The 20373-nt window shown below is 61.2% G+C and carries 18 protein-coding genes; 10 read left to right on the top strand and 8 right to left on the bottom strand.

Annotated elements, in window-relative coordinates; translation table 11 throughout:
• The first annotated feature begins 179 nt into the window (after nucleotides 1-179).
• The 3 genes from EJ069_RS16185 to EJ069_RS16175 are packed head-to-tail and all read left to right on the top strand — an operon-like array spanning nucleotide 180 to nucleotide 3403.
• Nucleotides 180-1487, top strand: a complete 1308-nt coding sequence (locus EJ069_RS16185; RefSeq protein WP_126062146.1) for an LLM class flavin-dependent oxidoreductase — start codon at nucleotides 180-182, stop codon at nucleotides 1485-1487.
• Between the two features lie 55 nt (nucleotides 1488-1542).
• Entirely contained in the window at nucleotides 1543-2424 is an 882-nt protein-coding gene (locus EJ069_RS16180) for a transketolase (RefSeq protein WP_126062145.1), read from the top strand.
• Between the two features lies 1 nt (nucleotide 2425).
• On the top strand, nucleotides 2426-3403 hold the full coding sequence (locus EJ069_RS16175) for a transketolase C-terminal domain-containing protein (RefSeq protein ID WP_126062144.1): 978 nt from the start codon (nucleotides 2426-2428) through the stop codon (nucleotides 3401-3403).
• A gap of 626 nt (nucleotides 3404-4029) precedes the next feature.
• On the opposite strand, the gene EJ069_RS16170 is transcribed toward EJ069_RS16175, so the two are convergent.
• Nucleotides 4030-4542: a flavin reductase family protein gene (locus EJ069_RS16170; protein ID WP_126062143.1), complete on the bottom strand. Its 513-nt coding sequence runs from the start codon at nucleotides 4540-4542 to the stop codon at nucleotides 4030-4032.
• A 270-nt stretch (nucleotides 4543-4812) separates the two neighbouring features.
• Between EJ069_RS16170 and EJ069_RS16165 the strand changes: the two genes are divergently transcribed.
• The gene (locus EJ069_RS16165) at nucleotides 4813-5781 is read left to right on the top strand and encodes a LysR substrate-binding domain-containing protein (protein WP_126062142.1); all 969 of its coding nucleotides are present in this window, start codon (nucleotides 4813-4815) and stop codon (nucleotides 5779-5781) included.
• A 159-nt stretch (nucleotides 5782-5940) separates the two neighbouring features.
• Nucleotides 5941-6618, top strand: coding sequence for a TetR/AcrR family transcriptional regulator (locus EJ069_RS16160; protein ID WP_126062141.1), 678 nt, complete (start codon nucleotides 5941-5943; stop codon nucleotides 6616-6618).
• A gap of 105 nt (nucleotides 6619-6723) precedes the next feature.
• Here the strand turns inward: EJ069_RS16160 and EJ069_RS16155 are convergent, their stop codons facing one another.
• The gene (locus EJ069_RS16155; RefSeq protein ID WP_126062140.1) at nucleotides 6724-8040 is read right to left on the bottom strand and encodes an LLM class flavin-dependent oxidoreductase; all 1317 of its coding nucleotides are present in this window, start codon (nucleotides 8038-8040) and stop codon (nucleotides 6724-6726) included.
• A 273-nt stretch (nucleotides 8041-8313) separates the two neighbouring features.
• Between EJ069_RS16155 and EJ069_RS16150 the strand changes: the two genes are divergently transcribed.
• From EJ069_RS16150 to EJ069_RS16140, 3 genes are read left to right on the top strand one after another with little or no spacing between them, the layout of a single operon-like run.
• Nucleotides 8314-9171, top strand: coding sequence for a shikimate dehydrogenase (locus tag EJ069_RS16150; protein WP_189476415.1), 858 nt, complete (start codon nucleotides 8314-8316; stop codon nucleotides 9169-9171).
• 3 nt (nucleotides 9172-9174) lie between these two features.
• Nucleotides 9175-10512, top strand: coding sequence for a 3-oxo-tetronate kinase (otnK, locus tag EJ069_RS16145; protein ID WP_126062138.1), 1338 nt, complete (start codon nucleotides 9175-9177; stop codon nucleotides 10510-10512).
• Complete coding sequence (locus tag EJ069_RS16140; protein ID WP_189476413.1) at nucleotides 10509-11162, top strand: class II aldolase/adducin family protein; 654 nt, start codon at nucleotides 10509-10511, stop codon at nucleotides 11160-11162. Before otnK ends, EJ069_RS16140 begins: the two co-directional genes overlap by 4 nt.
• A 32-nt stretch (nucleotides 11163-11194) precedes the next feature.
• Here the strand turns inward: EJ069_RS16140 and EJ069_RS16135 are convergent, their stop codons facing one another.
• From EJ069_RS16135 to EJ069_RS16120, 4 genes are all read right to left on the bottom strand, one after another.
• Entirely contained in the window at nucleotides 11195-12313 is a 1119-nt protein-coding gene (locus EJ069_RS16135; protein WP_126062137.1) for an ABC transporter ATP-binding protein, read from the bottom strand.
• A 10-nt stretch (nucleotides 12314-12323) separates the two neighbouring features.
• The gene (locus EJ069_RS16130) at nucleotides 12324-13130 is read right to left on the bottom strand and encodes an ABC transporter permease (RefSeq protein ID WP_126062136.1); all 807 of its coding nucleotides are present in this window, start codon (nucleotides 13128-13130) and stop codon (nucleotides 12324-12326) included.
• Nucleotides 13127-13966 carry an ABC transporter permease gene (locus EJ069_RS16125; RefSeq protein WP_126062135.1) on the bottom strand — a complete coding sequence of 280 codons (840 nt, stop codon included), beginning with the start codon at nucleotides 13964-13966 and terminating at the stop codon, nucleotides 13127-13129. The genes EJ069_RS16130 and EJ069_RS16125 overlap by 4 nt, the downstream gene beginning before the upstream one ends.
• A gap of 186 nt (nucleotides 13967-14152) precedes the next feature.
• Nucleotides 14153-15211 (bottom strand): ABC transporter substrate-binding protein, encoded by a 1059-nt coding sequence (locus EJ069_RS16120; RefSeq protein WP_126062134.1) that lies wholly within the window; start codon nucleotides 15209-15211, stop codon nucleotides 14153-14155.
• Between the two features lie 86 nt (nucleotides 15212-15297).
• Between EJ069_RS16120 and EJ069_RS16115 the strand changes: the two genes are divergently transcribed.
• On the top strand, nucleotides 15298-16785 hold the full coding sequence (locus EJ069_RS16115; RefSeq protein WP_245456606.1) for an aminotransferase class III-fold pyridoxal phosphate-dependent enzyme: 1488 nt from the start codon (nucleotides 15298-15300) through the stop codon (nucleotides 16783-16785).
• Nucleotides 16786-16903: 118 nt separating this feature from the next.
• The gene (locus EJ069_RS16110; RefSeq protein WP_126062133.1) at nucleotides 16904-17473 is read left to right on the top strand and encodes a malonic semialdehyde reductase; all 570 of its coding nucleotides are present in this window, start codon (nucleotides 16904-16906) and stop codon (nucleotides 17471-17473) included.
• A 113-nt stretch (nucleotides 17474-17586) separates the two neighbouring features.
• Here the strand turns inward: EJ069_RS16110 and EJ069_RS16105 are convergent, their stop codons facing one another.
• Together EJ069_RS16105 and EJ069_RS16100 are read right to left on the bottom strand one after the other, a co-directional pair.
• On the bottom strand, nucleotides 17587-18546 hold the full coding sequence (locus EJ069_RS16105) for an aminotransferase class IV (protein ID WP_126062132.1): 960 nt from the start codon (nucleotides 18544-18546) through the stop codon (nucleotides 17587-17589).
• Nucleotides 18547-18756: 210 nt separating this feature from the next.
• Complete coding sequence (locus EJ069_RS16100; RefSeq protein ID WP_245456680.1) at nucleotides 18757-20307, bottom strand: ABC transporter substrate-binding protein; 1551 nt, start codon at nucleotides 20305-20307, stop codon at nucleotides 18757-18759.
• Nucleotides 20308-20373 lie beyond the last annotated feature (66 nt).

Genomic DNA, 20373 nt, shown 5'->3' with positions numbered 1-20373 from the left:
CCAGTGTACGGCGTAGCCGCGGGGTGCAAGAAGCAGACGTAGATCGGCGGTCGTTTCGTGGCTAGACGAATCCAGCCGCAAGGCGACGACGGGCCCCGACGCGTAAGAGCTTCCTTCGCAGCGATGGCTCGCCGGACACTTCCTTCGAGCCCGAGGCGGGCGGATTTTGGGTGAGTTCAATGGTACGTCAGCTGCACTTCGTAGGCTATTGCACGATCGGACCCTCGTGGCACAACAACGGCAGCTGGCGTCACGATGAAAGTGACGGGACGGACTTCCTCAATCCTGTTCGCTACGAGAACATTGCACGGATCCTGGAGGATGGAAAATTTGACGGGCTCTTCTTCGTCGATGTCCAGACGCTCTACGACACCTATGGCGGCGTCATCGATCCCTGTGTCAAGTATGGCGGGCACATGTGCATGCTCGACCCGATGCAGATGCTGACGGCGATGGCGCGGGTGACCAACCACATCGGCCTGTCGGCGACGATGTCGACCTCGCTCTACCATCCGTTCCACATCGCGCGCGCCTTCGCCTCGCTCGACCACATCAGCGGCGGCAGGGCCGCCTGGAACATCGTGACCTCGGCGACCGATCGCGAAGCGCAGAACTACGGGATGGACCGGCTGCTGGACAAGGCGCAGCGCTACGATCATGCCGACGAGGTGGTCGAGGCCTGCACGACTCTGTGGAATAGCTGGGACCCCGACGCGCTGGTGCTTGACCGTCAGGCCGGCATTTTCGGCGATCCCTCGAAGGTCCACTACGCCAATTACGCCGGCCAATATGTGAAAACACGTGGCCCGTTGATGACGCCGCACTCGCCGCAGGGCAGCCCTGTGCTGATGCAAGCGGGGTCGTCTGCGCGGGGACGCCAGTTTGCCGCGCGCTGGGCCGAAATCGTCTTCACGCTGCAGAACAACAAGGCCGACATGCAGGCCTTCTACCGCGACATCAAGAATCGCGTAGCCAATGCCGGGCGCGACCCTTCGCACTGCGCCATCCTCCCGGCGACGGACATCGTCATAGGAGAGACGGAATCGATCGCGCGCGAGCGCGCCGACTATATCGACTCGCTCGCCAATGCCGAGCTTGGCCTTTCCGAAATGTCGAACCATATCGGCGTCGACCTTTCCGGCTTCCCGATGGATCAGCCGCTGAACGAGATGGAGATCACGCAGGGCGCTCGCGGTGTCTTCGATATCATCATGAGCGGCGGGAAGGGCAAGACATTGCGCGATGCCGGCCATCAATACGCGACCACGCAGATGTCGCCACAACTGGTCGGAACGCCGATGATGATCGCCGATCATATTCACGAGCTGTTCGAGGCCGAGGCCTGCGACGGCTTTGTCATCTGCCCGTCCATCACGCCGGGATCGTTCTACCAGTTTGTCAGGTCGGTAGTGCCCGAACTGCAGCGCCGGGGCATTTACCGCCGGGATTATTCCGGCCGGACGTTCCGGGAAAATCTGCGTTCCTGACGCAGTCGCGGCTGAGGAGCGCGCCAGTAACCATGAACTTTGATCGAGGGATGAAATGAGCGGTTCTTTAGACACGGCGCGCGGCAACAGCTTCGAGCCCACGGCGGAGGTGGAGGCGATGCTGAAGGATCGCGCGCGCTTCGTGCGGCTTGAGACGATCCGGCTGATCGAGATCGCCAAGACCGGCCACTACACGTCGGTGTTCTCGGCAGCGGAAATCTTCGCGGCGCTTTATTACGACGTCATGCGGCTACGTCGTGGCGATCCGAAATGGACCGGCCGCGACCGCTTTACGATCGGCAAGGGGCACGCTGCGGTGGGCCTGTTTCCGATCTATGCCGATCTCGGCTACTTCCCGAAGGAATGGCTCGATCAATATACGCGTCTCGGCAGTCCGCTTGGTGATCATCCAGACATGCGGAAAGTGCCCGGGGTCGACTTCTCTTCGGGCTCGATCGGCCATGCGCTGTCGAACGCGCTGGGCATGGTGCTGGCGCAGCGCTGGACCGGCGAGAAGGACTACCGGGTCTTTTGCATGATGGGCGATGGCGAGATGCAGGAAGGACAGGTGTGGGAGGCCGCGATCAATGCCGCCCAGCACCGGGCCAGCAATCTCATCGCCATCGTAGACCGCAACGGCTACCAGCTGGACGGCCGCGTCGACGACCTGATGAATATCGAGCCGCTCGACGAGAAATGGCGCGCCTTCGGCTGGGAAGTCCATGAGGTCGACGGCCATGACGTGGCGAAGGTCACAGAGCTGCTGCGCCGGGTGAGGGCCGATGACGAGCGCGCCAAGCCCTGCATGATCATCGCCAGGACCAGCAAGGGCAGGGGCGTTTCCTACATGGAGACCGAGCCGGGCTGGCACCTGGGTTATCTCGACCCGTCCGATGCCGAAAAGGCCATCGCTGAGATCAACGCGCTGGATGCTTGAAATGAACGGTCCGCTATCTCCCAATTCCTGGCAATATCGCGGTCTTAACGCCGTCAATCCAGGCCTTGACCACCTGTCCAACGGACTGATCGATCTGGTTAAGGCAGGCCATAACGTCATGGCTGGATCGGCCGACCTGCAATATTCGAACGGCCTGAACCGCTTCGCGGCGGCGTATCCCGACCGCTATATCTCCTTCGGCATATCGGAGCAGAACATGGTCAGCACCGCCGCGGGCATCGCGACCTGCGGCGTGGTGCCCTTCGTGGCGACCTTCGCTTCCTTCATGGCCTTGCTTGCCTGCGAGCAGATCAGGATGGACGTCGCCTATTGCGCGCAGCCGGTTCGCCTGATCGGCCACCACACCGGGATTTCCCTCGGCTTCTACGGCACATCGCACCATGCCACGGAAGACATCGCCATCATGCGCTCGATAGCCGACATCGCGGTGGTGTCGCCGGCGGATGGTCCGCAACTGGAAGCTGCGATCCGCGCGTCCGCCAATTACGACAAGCCGATCTACTTCCGGATCGGCCGCGGCCGCGATCCCGTGGTCTATCAAGGCACACCGACATTCGCCTTCGGCAAGGCGCATGAGCACTTCAAGGGCGAGGAACTGACCATCATCGCTTGCGGCATGGCCGTGCACGGCGCGCTTGAGGCTGCCAGGGCGATGAATGAAGATGGGCGCTCCGTCGGCGTGATCGACATGGCGTGCATCAAGCCCCTCGACCGGGAGGCCATTCTCGTCGCCGCGTCCCGCTCGAAGAAGATCATGACAGTCGAGGAGCACAACGTCCTAGGCGGACTTGGCAGTGCGGTCGCCGAAGTGCTGACCGACGAGGGGCTTGGCGTGAAGCTCAAGCGCCACGGCATCTACGACGAATACAGCCTGATCGCGCCGCCCACCCATCTCTACGCTCATTACAAGCTCGATGCCGCAGGCATTCGCAGCGTTGCAGAGGCCTTCATCGCCTGAGCTATGAACGCCACGGAGGCGGGCTGCAGTCGCCCCCGCGAACGGACTGGGCGCGGCTGAGACCCGCCGAAGACGATGAAGGACTTCCCACCGCGAGGGTGTGCCCTGGAAGCCGATCCTATCGGCCTGCAGGGCGTTTCAGGTAAGCAGCTGTCGATGTTAGCTTCTGCGCCGCGGCGTGCCCTGTTCAGTCGCGACATGTCGATGCCGGCCTTTGGTCAACACGGCGGTGACTTACCTGTTCTGCTAGAAACCGTTGGGCGATCGCGTCGTGCGCGGCCTCGTACTTCCCTTGCCATTTGGCCGCGACCGCCGCGCGGGCCGCATATTCGAAACGGACCGAACATCGGCCAATCCTCGTGGACGATCCGCAGCTTGCGGTCGCTTGTAAGCCGCTTCTTCAGTTCCGGATGGCTCTTGCGGCAGTAGGAGCAGTCGTAGTCGATGAACTCGGCGATCGCGAGGTCGGGACTGACGTTGCTGCCGCAAGGTTGAGGCCGACCAGGAGACGCCGATGGCTAATGGAAATTCGCTCAGCATGAAATGACCTTCGAGGCGCAGCGCCGCCCTTCATGGGATGAAACAAGCGCGCGGGCGCGGCCGATGAGGGCGTTTTGGCAACCCGGTCAACCCGGCCGGAGCGTGTGGAAGGATCGCTTGAAATGGATGAGCGGCTCGCCGCCGAGATGCTCCATGTCTCGGACGTCGCCGATCATTATCTCATGGTCGCCGCTCGCGATGATGCTGTTCAGGTCGCAGCTGATGCAGGAAACAGCCCCGTCGATCATCGGCAGGCCCGCATCGGAGAGCCGATGGCTGACGGACGCGAACTTGTCCGCAGCCTTGCTGGCGAATAGCATGCAGATCTCGCGCTGCTCGCGGCTTAGGAAATTGATACAGAAGCGCCGCTTCTCTTTCAGCACCGGCAGCGTGTTGGACGTCTTGTCAACCGAGATCAAGAACTGCATTGGCTCCAGCGAGAGCGCGATGACGGCGCTCATGGTCAGGCCGTGTAAGGTCCCGTCACTGGCCGCGGTCGTGATAACCGCGACGCCGGATGGCCAATGGCTGGACACGGTCTTGAACAGGTCGCGGCCGATGGGCATGGCGGCAGGAGGAACGACGATGGGAGCATTCATGTTCGGTGCGTCCTATGATCGCGCTTTTGGTATTGCGACCATGCCGAAGGGCGGCGGTCGCGTAAATGCGCAAAATTCTTGGTGTCCCATAACAAATCCTTTTGTGAACGCCCGGCAGACGAAATAATGCTTTGAGGGTAAGCCACTGAAAGGATTGCAATGAGTTCGCCGATGTAACTTTGCGAGGTGTTCAATAGGGATCCGCAAAAGTAGGTGCGGCCGAGTCAGCGCCGACTTGCGGATCACGGCCGAGTGCCATAGAAATTCGTTATGTCATTGCTGCGCAAAAGCATCCCCTCGCTCGTCTCGCTAATCTCTTTCGAAGCAGCTGCGCGGCTGATGAGTTTCACCAAGGCGGCCGACGAATTAAACATCACGCAGGCGGCCATCAGCCGGCAGATTCGCGAGCTGGAACATTTCCTCCAGATGCCTCTCTTCGAAAGAGGGCACCGGTCGATCGAGCTCACGCCGGCTGGCGCCATGCTCAATGCATCGCTGCCGGTGCATCTGACGGCCATAGCCTCTCTTGCGGACCGCGTAAGGGAGCTGCGCGATCCGCAGGCGATCGTGGTCGGCACGACCCATGCTTTCGGCACCTACTGGCTGGCCCCGCGGCTTGCCGAGTTCAGCGGTCTCCATCCGGACGTGGATCTGCGGCTGGCGGTGAATGACGAACTCGTCGACATTTCGAAGCAGCGGATAGACATGACGGTGCGTTTCGGCGGAGGCTCGTGGTCGTCCATGTCGGCAAGGTTCCTGGTCGGCTGCGAGGTGACGCCAGTCTGCCATCCTTCCTATTGGGACAGGCGCAAGCGACCAGCCCGCCCAGCCGATCTCTTGGGCGAGAAACTGCTCGACATTGAGGGGCGATCCGTGCAGGGCGGTGGCTGGAGCGACTGGTTTCATGCCCATGGAATCGACGCCACCAAAGGCAAGCACCAGATCACGGTCAACAACTTCTCAGTCCTCATGCAGGCGACGCTGAGCGGCCAGGGTATCGCCCTGGCTGGCAGCCCGCTGATCGACGATCTCTTCGCCAGCGGGGTTCTGGTGCCGGCCGTCGACATCACCCCGTACAGAGTGCGGGGTGCCGACTATTATGTAGTGGAGCCAGCCGGACAACTGCGCAAGCAAAGTTGCGAAATGTTCTGTGCTTGGCTTTACGACAGGATGCGTCGGGATGCATCGGTGACGAACAATGAGCATCTGCTGACTGAAATTCATCCGCCGGCTTTATGAGATCCGGTCAGTCAAGACCTTTGCTCATCGAAAACTGCTGCTTCGGCGGCCGCGCGACGAATGGCGAAGACTGGCTTGATTGTCTGAATTCATTGGTGCCTTGACCTTCGGGCGCGTTTCTTCTTGTGTCCGACTCAGGGCTGTGCAATCGAGGTGAAGATGAGCAACGATGTCGAGGAAAAGGCCGCCGCAGACCGACAGCCGAAGCGCATCGTAGCGCGCCAGCCCCAACGCAAACCCGGGCAGTTGCGCTTTCGCAAACTGCTCGACGCGCTGGACGAGTTGCTTGCAACCAGCAACGTTCAGGATATCGGGCTTTACCAGATCGCCGCCAAGGCGAAGGTGCCGAACGCATCGGTCTACCATTTCTTCCCTAGCACGGAATCCGCACTGCTTGCGCTTGCCGAGGTGCACCACAATGCGTTGCTAGAGCTCTCCATGCTGCAGCTGGAAATCCGGCCGGCGCGTTGGCAGGATCTGTTTCGGCAGAAGGTGATCAGCGCGGCCGAGTATCACAACAGTCACCCGGCGGCGTTGCGATTGTTTCTCGGCGCCAATATCAGCGTCGAGGTCAAAAGCGCCGATATATCGCAGTACCATCGTCTTGTTGACGGCAGGTCGCAGCTGCTTTCGTACTACTTCCATGTGCCTGCCGTGCCGGATTGGGAGCGCCGTCTCGCGGCATACTTCGCCATGATAGACGGCGTTTTCTCGCTGTCTTACAGCGAAAACGGTTTTATCCGGGAGGACTATGTTGCGGAGGCGCATCTGGCTGGTATCGCCTATCTGCGCTGCTATCTTCCGGAAATTCTAGTGCCTCGTGACGATGCCGGGTAGCGGCCGTTCCACGGCCCCTGAATGCAAAAATCCGCTGGTTTTAGAGTAATGGGGCGGCCCAGCGATCTATCATGCTGGGCCGCTCATGCTACCTCGGGTCAGGCGTCAGTTCTGCAGGTTTTCGCGGAAGGTCGCGTACTGATACTCCTTGCGGTATATCCCGCGGCGTTGCAGTTCCGGGACCACAGTCTTGACGAACTGGACATAGGTTCCAGGACTGATCGACGGGCAGATCATGAAGCCGTCGCAGCATTCGGCTTCGAAGAAATCCTGCAGGTGGTCGGCAATCTGTTTCGGAGTGCCGATGAGCTGCGGGGTCATCTGGCTGGTCGCCCAGGCCTTGCCGGCCTGGCCTAGCGTCAGCCCATCCTTCTTGGTTCCCTGCAGCATCACGTCGAGGATGCCGCGGCAGCCTTGGGTCAGTTCTAGGTCCTCCAGCGGCTTGTCGAGAGGTTCCTTCGACATGTCGACGCCCAGCGCGTTGGAGATCTCGGCGACGCCGAGCGTGGGGCTTGCATACTCGTTGATGGCCGCGGCGCGCTCTCGGGCGATCGATTCCGTGTCGCCGAGCACGATGTCAACGGCAGGAACGATGGCGCATTCGTTCGGCTTGCGTCCGCTGGCTACAACCCGATCCTTGATGTCGCGGTAGAAGGCCTGCATGTGCTCCTTGGAGTTCTGCAACGTGAAGATGACTTCGGCCCAGCGGCCGGCGAATTCGCGGCCGCGAGGTGACGACCCCGCCTGCATGATGACCGGCCGGACCTGTGGAGAGCTTGGCACCGTCAGCGGGCCGCTGGTGCGCACATATTGGCCTTCATAGTTGGCGTAGTGGACTTTGTCGGGGTCGGCGAAGACATTGTTCTCCCGATCGCCGACGAGCGCTCCCGGCTCCCAGCTCCGCCAGAGCTTGTCGCAGGCCTCAAGCACTTCGTCGGCCATGTCGTACCGTTTGTTCTTGTCCATCAGCGCATCCATACCGAAATTCCTGGCCTCGCGCTCCATCGCCGAGGTGACTACGTTCCAGCCGGACCGACCTTTGCTGATGTGATCGAGGGAGGCGAAGGCACGCGCGATGTGGAAAGGGTGATAGAAGGTCGTCGACATGGTCGATGCGAGTCCGATGCGCGAGGTGACGCGGGCCATGGCGGCTAGAAGCTGCATCGGATCCATCATGCATTGCTGACCGCCCTCTTTCAGGTTGGTGCGGTAGCCGCCAGCGTATGAATCGAAGAGCATCAGGAAGTCGACGAAGAACAACCCGTCGAATTTGCCGCGCTCCAGGACGCGGGCGATCTCCTCGTAGCGGGCAGGATCAAGCATAGCCAGGCCGTCGCTCTCCGGGTGTCGCCAGCTCCCGTAGTGGTGCCAGGTCGGCCCCGCCAGTACGTAGCCTATCAGATGCATTTGCCGCTTCGACATGGGTGGAAATCCTCCGCGTGGCCGGGACAGTCGTGATAATGAGAGAGCGCTAGGATTACAGAGAAACTTATTCGTTATCAACAGGCATTCTGGATGAAACGACGGTGCCCTCGATCACGGTGTGCGTCCGGCGGACGCTTATCCAAACTGCTTGAGTTTCATGGAAAATTAGCGCAAATTTTGGGGGGGCGGATCCCGTGTCGGGTTTGGCACTCATAAAGCCACTAATCGATATTTATCATAGTAATGGATCCGGAGACCTCGGAGGGACTTATGGACGCGCGCCGCATAACCGGGCAGACCAAAATCATGCTGCTGATGGCGGATCCGGTCTCCCATGTCGTCGGCACGGAAGCCATCACGGCTCACATGCGCGCCGCCGGCCACGACTTCGTTTGCGTGCCGGTTCATGTCGGCGCCCGGGATCTGGCCACCGCGCTCCAGGCTCTGTCCCGATTTCAAAACTGCCTCGGCTCGGGCGTCACGATCCCCCACAAGATCCCCGTTCTGTCGCTGCTCGACGAACTCACGCCACGCGCCCGCAGGATCGGCAGTGTCAACTACATCCGGCGTGATGTAGATGGAAAGCTGACCGGAGATAATGTCGATGGCAGCGGTTTCGTACGCGGCGCAACGGAGGCCGGCATTCCGCCCGCGGGCCTTCGCGTGCTTCTGCTTGGCGCCGGAGGCGCCGGGCGGAGCCTGGGTTTCGCTTTGGCAGAGGCGGGGGTCGCGGAACTGGTCATTTCAAACCGGAACCGTGCCAAAGCTTCGGACCTCGCCGATGCGGTTTCCGTCGCCTATCCGGGGGCAGCGGTTCGGTGTGGCGAGGCCGATGCCACCGGCTTCGACATGGTTGTTAATGCGACTTCGCTAGGGATGATCGGCAAGGAGGATGGCGACCCCCTGGATTTCGCGACGCTATCTGCCGATATGGTCGTTGCCGACATCGTCATGAAGCCCGAAAAAACCCGGCTTCTGCAGGCGGCCGAAGCCAGGGGTTGCCGCTTGCTGTTCGGTCGCCAGATGATGGACGGTCAACTGGCCTGGCTCGGACATTTCTGGGTCTTTGAATATGATGTAGGCGACCGCCCACGGCTTCAACACTGGACGGAATTTCAAGGGAATTAATCGATGGCAGAACGAAAGCGTCCGCTGCTGTTCGGCGCGATCGCCGACGACTTGACCGGCGGGTCCGAGTTGGCCGCCATGCTGGTGGCGCGGGGCGTCCCGACGAGTTTCGCCACCAGCATCGAGGCCGACATCCCTTCCGGTTCGCTGGCGCATGTGATCGCGCTGAAGACGCGCGTGATACCAGCGCAGGATGCTGTCGATCTTGTCCTGAAGTCGGCGCAACGATTGCTGTCGGCAGGCTGCGATCAGATATTTTTCAAATATTGCGCTACCTTCGATTCCACGCCGGCCGGAAATATCGGTCCGTGCGCGGAGGCGCTGGCGGATCTGCTCGAGGCGAAGCTGGTGCTGTTTTGTCCGGCGCTCTGCGAAACCCAGCGAACGGTGTTTCAGGGCTATATGTTCGGGGGTTCGCAGATCCTGGCGGAGTCACCCAAGCGGTTCGATCCGCTGACGCCGATGACGGATTCGAACATCGTTCGCGTCCTTGCGGCGCAAAGCCGAAGCCGCGTCGGACTCGTAGCGCATCCGGTCGTCGATTGCGGCCCGGACGCCATCGTCAAGCGTTGCGACGATTTGGCCGGGGAGGGCGTCCGTTTCGCTGTCACCGACACAATCTATGAACGCGATCTGGCTTCGATCGCGGAAGCCGCGGCGCCCATGCCTTTGTTGACCGGCAACGCATCGGTGGCGGCGCATCTCCCGACGTCGTGGCGGCGCGGCGGCAAGCTTGCCAGCCAAGAGGCTGCAACGTTGCCGGGCGTCGAAGGGCCGGCCGTCGTGCTTGCCGGCAGCGTCGCGCCGCGCACCGCCGAGCAGCTTGCGCATTTCGGCAGGCAGAATGAAGTCATCACGATCGATCTCGCCCGCGTCATGGAAGGCGAAGATCTGCTTGCCTCGGCTGTGGAGCCGGCCGATCGAGCGATTAGCGCGGGGCAGGCGATTGCCATCGCCACCATGGCGCCACAGGACGAGGTCGAACGGCTGCAGGGCAAGTATGGACGCGATGTGGTGGCGCGCACGGCGGAGGATTTCCTCACGTGCCTCGCGCAACGAATGATCTTTGAGCGTGGCGTCCGGCGGCTTGTAATCGCCGGTGGCGAAACCGCCGGCGCGATCGTCCCCAAACTGCCCATCACCCGCTTCATCGTCGGGCCATATCAGGGCCTGGGCACTGGACGCATGGTCGCCGAAATGCCGTTTCCCGTCGCGCTGATGCTGAAATCCGGCAAGCTCGGCGGGCTGGATGTCTTTTCGGCGGTGCTCGACGAAATGCGCCGGCCCGTAAGCGTCGAACCCTATCTCGAACAATGGCCGCCAAAGGCGAGAACCCAATGACCGATCAATCAGCAGCGATGCGCCAGTCTCTTGTCGATGCCGTGCGCGCCGTCGCGTCAAAAGGCTTGAACAGCGGAACCTCGGGGAACCTCAGCCTGCGGTTCGGTACCGGCGGCATGCTGATAACGCCGACGGGCATCTCGCCCGAAAAGCTCGACCAGGCCGCGATGGTCGAGATGACGCTCGACGGCAGCTGGAATGGCGAGATCCGTCCGTCAAGCGAATGGAACATGCACGCGGCGATCTACAAGGCGTTTCCTGAGGCGCAGGCCGTCGTGCATGCCCATCCGGATCACTGCGTGGCGCTGTCGTGCCTGCGGCAGGGCCTTCCGCCATTCCACTACATGATCGCGTCGTTCGGCGGCGACGATGTTCCTTGTTCCGATTATGCGCCGTTCGGCACGACGCAACTGGCCGAGGTCGTGGTGCGGGCGCTGGCGAAACGGAACACCTGCCTGATCGCTAATCACGGCATGATCGCCTACGGACCCGATCTTGCCGCCGCGGTCGCCCGTACCGAAAAACTGGAGACGCTGGCCAGGCAATACATGCTTGCCTCGACGCTCGGGCGCCCGGTGATGCTGACGGAAGACGAGCTGAACGTGGTCAAGAACCGGTACAAGACCTATGGCCAGCAGAAGCTGAAATAGTACCCCTAGGTGGAGCTGGCGACCCGCCCTGACTATTCCCGAAGGATGGTCATGTCGTCGGCCGACCATCCAATGTCCACGGTGCTTCCGGTTTCGAAGACCTCGGTATTGCCTTGCGGCAGCACGCGCGACTTGACCGTGGAGCCGGTGCCATTGAGTTCGATACGGTAGCGGATGCTGCCCGGTGTATAGAGGCTCTCTCGCACGATGCCCGTATAGGCATTGTCGAGACCGCGCGCTTTCGGGCCGACAGTGACGCGTTCCGGCCGGATGCATGCGAAGCTGCCGGGGGCCGTGGCCTCGTCGGTGCGGATAAACGCCTGGGTGCCATCTTCGAGGACGATCCGGCAAGGCTGGCCGGCCTGTTTGCCGGCAGCCAATTTGACCGGGAAGATCGAGGCCTCGCCGAGGAACTCGGCAACGAAGCGGCTGTTCGGCTGCTCATAGAGCGCGCGCGGGCTGCCGATCTGCGTCATGGAGCCGTCGCGCATGATGGCGATGCGGTCGGCTAGGAACGCCGCTTCCTGCTGGTCGTGGGTGACGTAGATGACGGTCGCGCCCAGCTCCTGCTGGAAGCGCTTGATCTCTTCCTGCATCTCGTCCCGGAGGTTCTTGTCCAGCGCGCCGAGCGGCTCGTCCATCAGCAGGATCGACGGATGATAGATCGATGCCCTGGCCAGCGCGATGCGCTGCTGTTGTCCGCCTGATAGTTCGGAGGGCTTGCGCGACGCGAATGCTTCAAGCCGCACCATGGCCAGGCTCTCGCGCACGCGCCTTGCAATCTCCTCTTTCGGCACGCCGCGAATCTTCAGCGGATAGGCGACATTCTGGGCGACCGACAGATGCGGAAACAGCGCATAGTTCTGGAAGACCATGCCGATGTTGCGCCGGTAGATAGGTTCGGGAACGATGTCGCGCCCGTCGACTACGATCTGCCCTTCGGTCGGATCGATATAGCCCGCGATCATGCCGAGCAGCGTCGACTTGCCGGAGCCGCTCGGTCCGATGATGGCGAAGAAATCGCCGGAATCTATCTCGACGGACGTGGGGACGACGGCCTCGAAATTGTTGTAGCGCTTGCAAAGATTACGGATGGAAACCGCGGCGCCCCCAGCAGCACGGTTCTGACCTGTCGCGGATCGACCTGGCATCTGCAGCATCCTAGTTGTCCTTACCGAGACCGGGCAACAAAGTTGCCACGAGAATGAGTAGACTTGTTACGGCGAGAATGACGCTTGCCGCGGCAGCGATTTCGGGAGTGACCTGGAAATTGAGCTGCTCCCAAAGCAGCAAAGGCAATGTCCGCGTCGAGGGGCTGCTCAGGAAGAGCGCCAGCACCAGCTCGTCGAGCGACGCCGCGAAAGCGAAGATGAAACCCGCGATCACTGCCGGTCTGATCATCGGGAAAGTGATCAGCCGGAACGTCTGGAATGAATTGGCGCCCAGCGTCATCGACGCGATCTCGATCCGGCTGGAATAGGATGCGAGCGCGCCGCAGACAGTGATGAACGGGAAGGGCAGGCCGATGACAGCATGCGCCAGGATCACGGCCCACAGCGTGCCTTGAACTCCCAGCCATACGCTGATTGGGAAGAGCCCGATCGCCAGAACGATCTGCGGCAATATCGCGGGGGCGACGGAGAGCGCGCTTACGATGGTGGACCCTGGCACGCTCGCGCGAACGACGGCCAACGCGGTCGAAATCCCGGCGATCGTCGCAAGCGCCGCGGCCGCCGCGCCGATCATGATGCTGTTCAGGATGGCGGAGCGGTAGTCGTCGTTGCCGACGAACTGCTGGTACCAGCGCAGCGAAAAATCGGTGGGCGGAAACGACAGGTACGACTTGCTCTGGAACGATACTGCGACGACCACCAGGATAGGCACCAGGAACCCGATGAGCATAGCTCCGACGAGGCTGTTCAGGAACCGGCCCCAGGCGCCCCAGAGCTTCTTCTCGGACACGCTCATGCGAACACTCCCGCCCGAGCCGCGCCCTTGCGGCGGGAAGCCAGTTGGCTGACCCGCAGCAGCGCGAAGATGATGATGGTGAGGAACAGCACAATGATCGCGAGCGCCGAGGCGAGCGGCCAATCCAGCAATCTGTTGGCCTGTTCGCTGATCAGCATCGAAACCACCGTAAGGTCTCCGCCTAGAAGCGACGGCGTGACGAAGAAGCCTAGCGAGGTGACAAAGACGATGGTGCAGCCCACCGCCACGTTGGGCATGGAGAGCGGCAGGGTGACGGCGAGGAACTGTCGCCATGGATTTGCGCCGAGCACCGCGGCTGCGCGCGGCAGATTGGGGTCGATGGCGCGCAAGCCGTTGAGGATGGGGACGACGATGAATGGCACCATGATATAGGTCATGGCGACCATCAGCCCTAGCCCGTTGTCGATGAAACGGATCGGATCCTCGATAAGGCCGATGCCAACCAGGACAGAGTTGACCGGGCCCTTGCGTCCGAGAAGGATCATCCAGGCAAAGGAACGTATAACCGTGCTCGCCCAGAAGGGCAGGAAGATCAGGAATATGCCGATGGTGGCCCATCGGCCCCTGAGCCGTGCCAGCACATAGGCGATCGGGTAGCCGATCAGCAGCGAAAAGATCGTCACCATCGCCGCGACATAGAAGGTGTTGTAGAGGACTGTTCTGATGCCTTGGTCGGTCACGACCTTCATATATTCCGCCCCGATCCCATGCTGGCCGCTGAAGCTCTCCGTTCCGATCACCGCCATCGGCGCGAGGAAGAAGGGCGTTAGCAGCAAGGCGACGGGAAGATATAGCAGGAAGCTGCGATGCTTCATGACGTCAACATATCCTCACACACGGATTCCTGGCGTGTTTGACGGCGCAAGACACTTCAACAGATTGTCAGGCTCTCGCACAAGCGGCGCCGGTGGGCGTCGAATTGGCGAATAGCGTCGAACTGGACGAAAGAAAGAACCGCGTGGGCAAATCTTTGCCCACGCGGCCAGTCTTGGGAGGTTCGCTTATTTCGCTACGACCCACGTGTTAAAGCGGTCGTAGATCTTGGTGCCGTTCTCGAGCCAGTAGTCGCCATCGATCGCGGCCGAAAGCTTCCGGTTCTCCGGCGAGCTTGGCATGCGCGCGCGCTCCGCGGGCGACAGGATATCGAACGCCTTGTCGTTCGTCGGTCCATAAGGGATCAGTTTAGAGAAGGCGGCCTGGACCTCAGGGTCCATGCAATGCGCGATGAATTTCATCGCGGTGTCCCGGTTGCGCCCGCCCTTCGGCAGGCTCCAGATACCAGGCGTGTGCAGCGAGTAGTCGAACGTATAGTCGATCGGCCCGCCCTGCTGCTTGACCGGGTCGACACGGCCGTTCCAGCACATGCCGAAATCGGCGTCGCCATTGGCAAGAAGCTGGGCGCTCTGCGCGCCCGACGTCCACCAGGTGATGGACGAACGGATGCCGTCGAGCATGGCGAAGGCGCGGTCGATATCTAGCGGATAGAGCTTGTCCAGCGTTTGGCCGGCACCAAGCGCGGCCACTTCCATGGTCTGCGCGGCGTTCTTCCAGAGCGTCCTGCGACCCTTGATCTTCGGATCGAAGAACTCCTGCCAGTTCTTCGGGCGTCCGTCCTTGGAATCAGTGTTCCAGCTCAGGACGCAGCCGGCGATGTAGCACGACGTCCAGTACTTGCTGGCTGCGCCATCGATCAGCCCTTCCTTCGGGACGACGCTGTAGTCGATCTCGTCGAGAAGGCCGGCAACGGCCAGCGGCGCGGCCTCGGAGGAATCCGTATCCGTGACATCGATGTCGACCGCGCCGGCCTCGACCATTGCCTTCAGCCGTGCGCCTTCCATGTAAGGAGCGCTGATGATCTTGACGCCGGTCTTCTTCTCAAAGGTGTCGAAACATGCGGCCTTGAACGCGTCGCCTAGCGCGCCTCCGCCATTGGCGACCGAGATCGAGGTGGGTGCCGCCCGGCCAATCGCCGGCATTGCAAAAAATGAAGCGGCGGCGACCGTACCGGCGCCCAACTTCAGCACCCTGCGTCTGCTCAGACCATTCTTGGTGGTGTTCATGGATTCCCCTTTGGCTCTTTTGATTTCCGGTTTCGGTGACGTCGCGTCTTTAGCCGGCTGGCCGAGCTCGGAGCCTCCAAGAAAGCTTGGCTTCTCCGACGATCGATCCTGCCATCAGCTTTTCTCCTCGGACGCTCGGCACTAGCCGGTCTGCGGTAGCCGCGGATGCGTCCGCATGCCGGGCTCCCGAGTTTTGTATCGGAAAAGCAGCCGACAATCCATCGGATTCATCATTGATAGCAGATATTTTTCTTGCTATAGGCTACAGCGAAAATAGGGAAATCACATCAATGACTTGGTCGAATCGTCGGAATTCAGAGCTGCTGGAGCGTGCCCGCCGTGTCATACCTGGGGGTATGTATGGCCATGAATCGACAGCACTTTTGCCCTCCCACTTTCCGCAATTCTTTAGCCGTGCCAGCGGCGCAAGACTGTGGGATGTCGATGGCAATGAATATATCGACTATCTCAGCGCCTATGGTCCTAATCTATTTGGCTATGGAAACCCCGAGGTCGAAGCCGCCGCGCGCCGGCAGGCCGAGCTCGGCGACACCATGACCGGACCGTCGCCCCTGATGGTCGAACTAGCCGAGGCGTTGGTTTCGATAGTGTCCCATGCCGATTGGGCGATGTTCTGCAAGAACGGCAGCGACGCCACCTCGATGGCGATGACGACCGCGCGCGCCTATTCCAAACGCCGAAAGATACTGGTGGCGACCGGCGCCTATCACGGCTCCCAGCCCTGGTGTACGCCGAACCGCACCGGTATCGTCGATGACGAGCGGCGCCAGATCATCGCCTACGAGTACAACAACGTCGAAAGCCTGGAGGCCGCGGTGCGGACGGCTGACGGCGACGTCGCCGGCGTTTTCGCCACGCCTTTCAAGCATGAGGTATTTGCCGATCAGCTGATCCCCTCCGAGGCGTTCGCCCAGGCGGCGCGCAAGATTTGCGATGCTGTAGACGCGCCGCTGATCGTCGACGATGTCCGCGCCGGTTTCAGGCTGGCGCGCGACTGCTCGTGGTCAATCCTGGGAGTGGAACCCGATATCAGCTGCTGGGGCAAGGCCATTGCCAACGGACATCCGATCTCGGCCATGATGGGCTCGCAGCGTTTCTACTCCGCCGCTCGTTCCATCTTCGCCACCGGTTCATTCTGGTTCTCGGCCGTTCCGATGGCAGCCGGCCTCGAGACGCTGCGCCTGATCCGCGAAACCAAGTATTTGGAACACACAGTGGAGCTGGGCGACAAGTTGCGTGACGGCCTCAACGAGCAGGCCGTCGCCTTCGGCTTCGCGCTGCGTCAGACCGGTCCGTCGCAGATGCCGCAGATCCTGTTCCATGACGATCCGGATATGCGGCTCGGCTATGCCTGGGTGACAAACACCCTCAAACATGGCGTCTATTTCCACCCGTATCACAACATGTTCCTGAACGCGGCCATGACGGCGGCCGATATCGAGCAGACGCTGAAGGCTAGCGAGCAGGCTTTCGCGGAGCTGAAGGCCGAGCGCACGCGAATTCCGGCAAACGAGAATCCGCTCGTGCTGGCAAGGCTTAAAGTCGCCCGTTGAAGGCGAGCCCCGGCGGCGGTCCTAAAATAGGGATCGCCGCGTCTTCGAGGATATCGCCGAACCCTCAGGCTCCAGGTCGCGTGCGACAGGGTGCTTGAAACCATGCCCAAGGATCGCAATGGCCGACTACAGCATTTTTACGAAGGCCCGAACACACAACAAGTGGACGGACAGGCCGGTCTCCGACGATACGCTGAGGCAGCTCTACGACCTTCTGAAGATGGCCCCTACTTCGGCGAACTGCTCGCCTGGCAGGTTCGTCTTTGTCCGGTCGTCCGAAGCCAAGGAGAAACTCCGTCCGGCTTTGAGCAGCGGCAATTCCGCCAAGACCATGGCAGCACCGGTAACCGCGATCGTTGCTTACGATGAAGCCTTCTATGATCGTTTGCCCGAGCTCTTCCCGCACACGGACGCGCGCGCCTGGTTCACGTCGAGCCCCGACGTCGCGCACGAAACCGCCTTTCGCAACGGTACCCTCCAGGGCGCTTACCTCATCCTCGTCGCCCGCATGCTGGGACTCGATGCCGGACCGATGTCCGGTTTCAAGAACCATCTCGTCGACGAGGCCTTCTTCTCCGGGACGAGCTGGAAGAGCAATTTTCTGGTCAACCTCGGCTATGGCGATCCCACTGGCTTGTTTCCGAGGCTGCCTCGGCTTGCCTTTGAAGACGCCTGCCGGATCGCCTGAACGATCGATGCCGAAATGAAAAAGGCTGCGATCCATTTGGGATCCGCAGCCTTTTGTCGAAGTGGCTTAAAGCCGCCGTTCATGTTGGGCCGTCGGGCACGCCTGCCAATCTCTCAATAGTTGATCGCGAAGCTGTGCATCGGGTCGTAGTGGGCTTCCCAGTAGGCCTTCCAGATCGTCCTGCTGATCGGGCCGACTTCCCCACCGCCGACCGGCGCTCCATCCAGCTTCGTGATCGGCATGACGCCGCCGGCCGTGGTGACAAAGAGCAACTCATCGCAATTATAGGCGGCGCTCACCGGGACGTCCTCCACATGGCACTCGACGCCATGCACCTTGGCGACCTCCAGCACGGTCTTGCGGGTCACGCCCTCCAGCACGCCGCGCTTAGGTGTCCGCAGAACGCCGTCCTTGATAATGCAGACATTGAAGCCGGACCCTTCCGTAAGGTTTCCGTCCCCGTCGGTCAGGATTGGGTAGTTGGCGCCGCGATCGCGGGCCTCGAGCATGCCGCGCACGAAATCGCCCCACTGCAGGTTCTTCACGGTCGGGTCGATGGCGCCGGGCGGCACGCGCCGAACATCGCGCGCGATGACGGCCGAGCCGCCGGTCTTCTGCAGCTCCTCGCCCATCACCCAGACGAAGGGTTGCACCATGAGGTAAAGATTGTTCTCGATCTCATCGGGGCTGTACTGGCGGATGAACTTCAGGCCACGCGTCACGATCATGCAGACATAGGCGTCGCGGATGCCGCTCCTGGCCGCCATCTCCACCAGCTTCTGCCGGATCCCGTGGCGATCGAGCGAGCTGCGCAGCCGCAGCTGTTTGAGGCTGCGCTCGAAACGGTCGAGATGATCGTCGAGCCGGAAGAAGCGGCCGTCCCAGATCGAGGGCACGTCATAGGTCAGATCGGAATGGAGAAATCCCTGATCGAGAATGGGGATGCGGGCTTCGTGGATCGGATAAAGCTCACCCTCGACATAGGCGACCCCCCTCGCGAAAGGATTGTCACTGGCCTCGAGTTCGGCAACTCGCTTTCGGTAGCCGTCGAAAATGAAGTCGGTGTATGCCACGGTAATCTCCACATCAGTCGATTTCGACTATCAAAAGGCGATCAAGGCATCGATCTGTGAACAAGGGGGCGAATCCGCTGTTACGATGGTGCCAGGAAAGCAACTGGGTGGTCAGGGGGCCCGCCCACCACGGCAGTCCGGAAGGTTCGGCCGAACGGAACTGTATCCGCGAGGCGCATCAAACGCCTCGCGGATACGTGAATTTCGTGCTCAGTCGTCGAGCGTGATCTCATAGAGCGGAACGTTGGAAGCCGGCGAGTTGCGGACGCCATGCACCTTGCTGCCGTAAGCCAGGATCGTGTTTGGGCTGATCATCGGAACGATGATGTTCTGCGCTTTGATCTTCTCGCCGATGTCAAAGTAGATCTTCTCCGCTTTGTCCGGCGCCGACTTAAGCGCTTCCGCCAGCATGGTCTTGGATTCAGGCAGGACGAAGGACGGGTCGGTCGCGGCACCGGCGCGCTTGGCCCAGGGCGTATCCGGGGCAAGGCCAAAGTAGTTCACATACTGGGAAGTGCCGTAGAAGTCGGGGGCAAAGAAGACGAAGGTGATCGGAATGTGGTCCTTCGTCGCGGCCTCTCGCCAGTTCGGGAACTCGACAGGCTTGAGCTCCAGCTTGATGTTCACGGCCGCCAGATCCTGCTGGATCTTCTGCATGGCCAGCGTGAAATCAACGCCGTAGACGTTGAGCTTCGGGTAGGTCGCCTCGAGTGTAAATCCGTCGGCGTGCCCTGCCTTGGTCAGTAATTCCTTTGCCTTGTCAGGACTGTATTCCGGAATTGAATGTCCGGCCCCGCCCGGGAAATCCAGCGGGAAGGGCACCGAGATCAGCCTACCATTGCCTTCGCCGAGCGTAAAGTCGACAAGCGATTTGCGATCGATGGCGAGCGAGATGGCTTCACGGATGTCGGCAGTGATCGGGAACGGGTTGGCGACCGCGCCGGGGCTGATGGCGAGATAGACGAAGTTGTTGGACGGAGCCGACTCCGTCTTCACATTCGGACCGGTGAGCGTCTTGGCCGTTTCCGGATCGATGTTCATGGCGACATCGGCCTGTCCGCTTTGCAGAAGCTGCGCCTGGGCCACGGCATCACCGACCTGACGGATGACGATCTCGTCGACCTTCGCCGGCTCGCGCCAGTATTTTTCGTTCCTCTTCAACCTAAGCTCCGCCCCCGGCTGGTAAGATTCGAGCACGAATGGGCCGGCGCCGGCCGAATGCGCGAGGAACCACGGTTCGGCCTGGTCGGACTGCGCCGCGTCAGCCGCCGCCGTGGCCTTGCCTTCCGACTGGGCGACGTCGCTGTTGACGACGCCGAAATAGCTCGCCGCCAGAACGTTCAGCAGTTCGGAGTTGGGCTCGGCGGTCTTGACCACGACGGTTTCGGCGTCGGGAGTCTCGATGGATGAAATGCTGGCGGCGAGGTCGGAGGGGCTGCCCTTGATATTCTTCAGTCGCTCCCACGACCATTTCACGTCCTTGGCCTCGACCTTGGAACCGTCGGAGAAGGTCGCCTTGGGATTAAGCTTGAAGGTGAACACCGTCTGGTCGTCGTTGACTGTCCAGCTCTCGGCGATCACTGGCACAAGCTTGTTGTCCTTGTCCAACGCCAGCAACCCGTCATAGACGGCCGCATTGTAGATCATGCAGGTGTCGCACCAGCTCCTGTCGATATCGAGCGAGTTGACGTCCATGTCGCGGGCGATGACCAGCGTCTTGGCTTCGGCCGGCATTGCCGTGGCTGCAAGGCCGCCAAGCATCGTCGCTGCCGCAAGATTCTTCCAATGTCTCGAAATGCGATTGAAGTTCCCCAGTCTCATTATCAT

Origin of the sequence: Mesorhizobium sp. M2A.F.Ca.ET.043.05.1.1 (genome assembly GCF_003952445.1) — a bacterium.
GTDB lineage: Bacteria > Pseudomonadota > Alphaproteobacteria > Rhizobiales > Rhizobiaceae > Mesorhizobium.
Note: the sequence above shows the minus strand (reverse complement) of the source record. Positions and strands in the feature narration are given on the sequence as shown.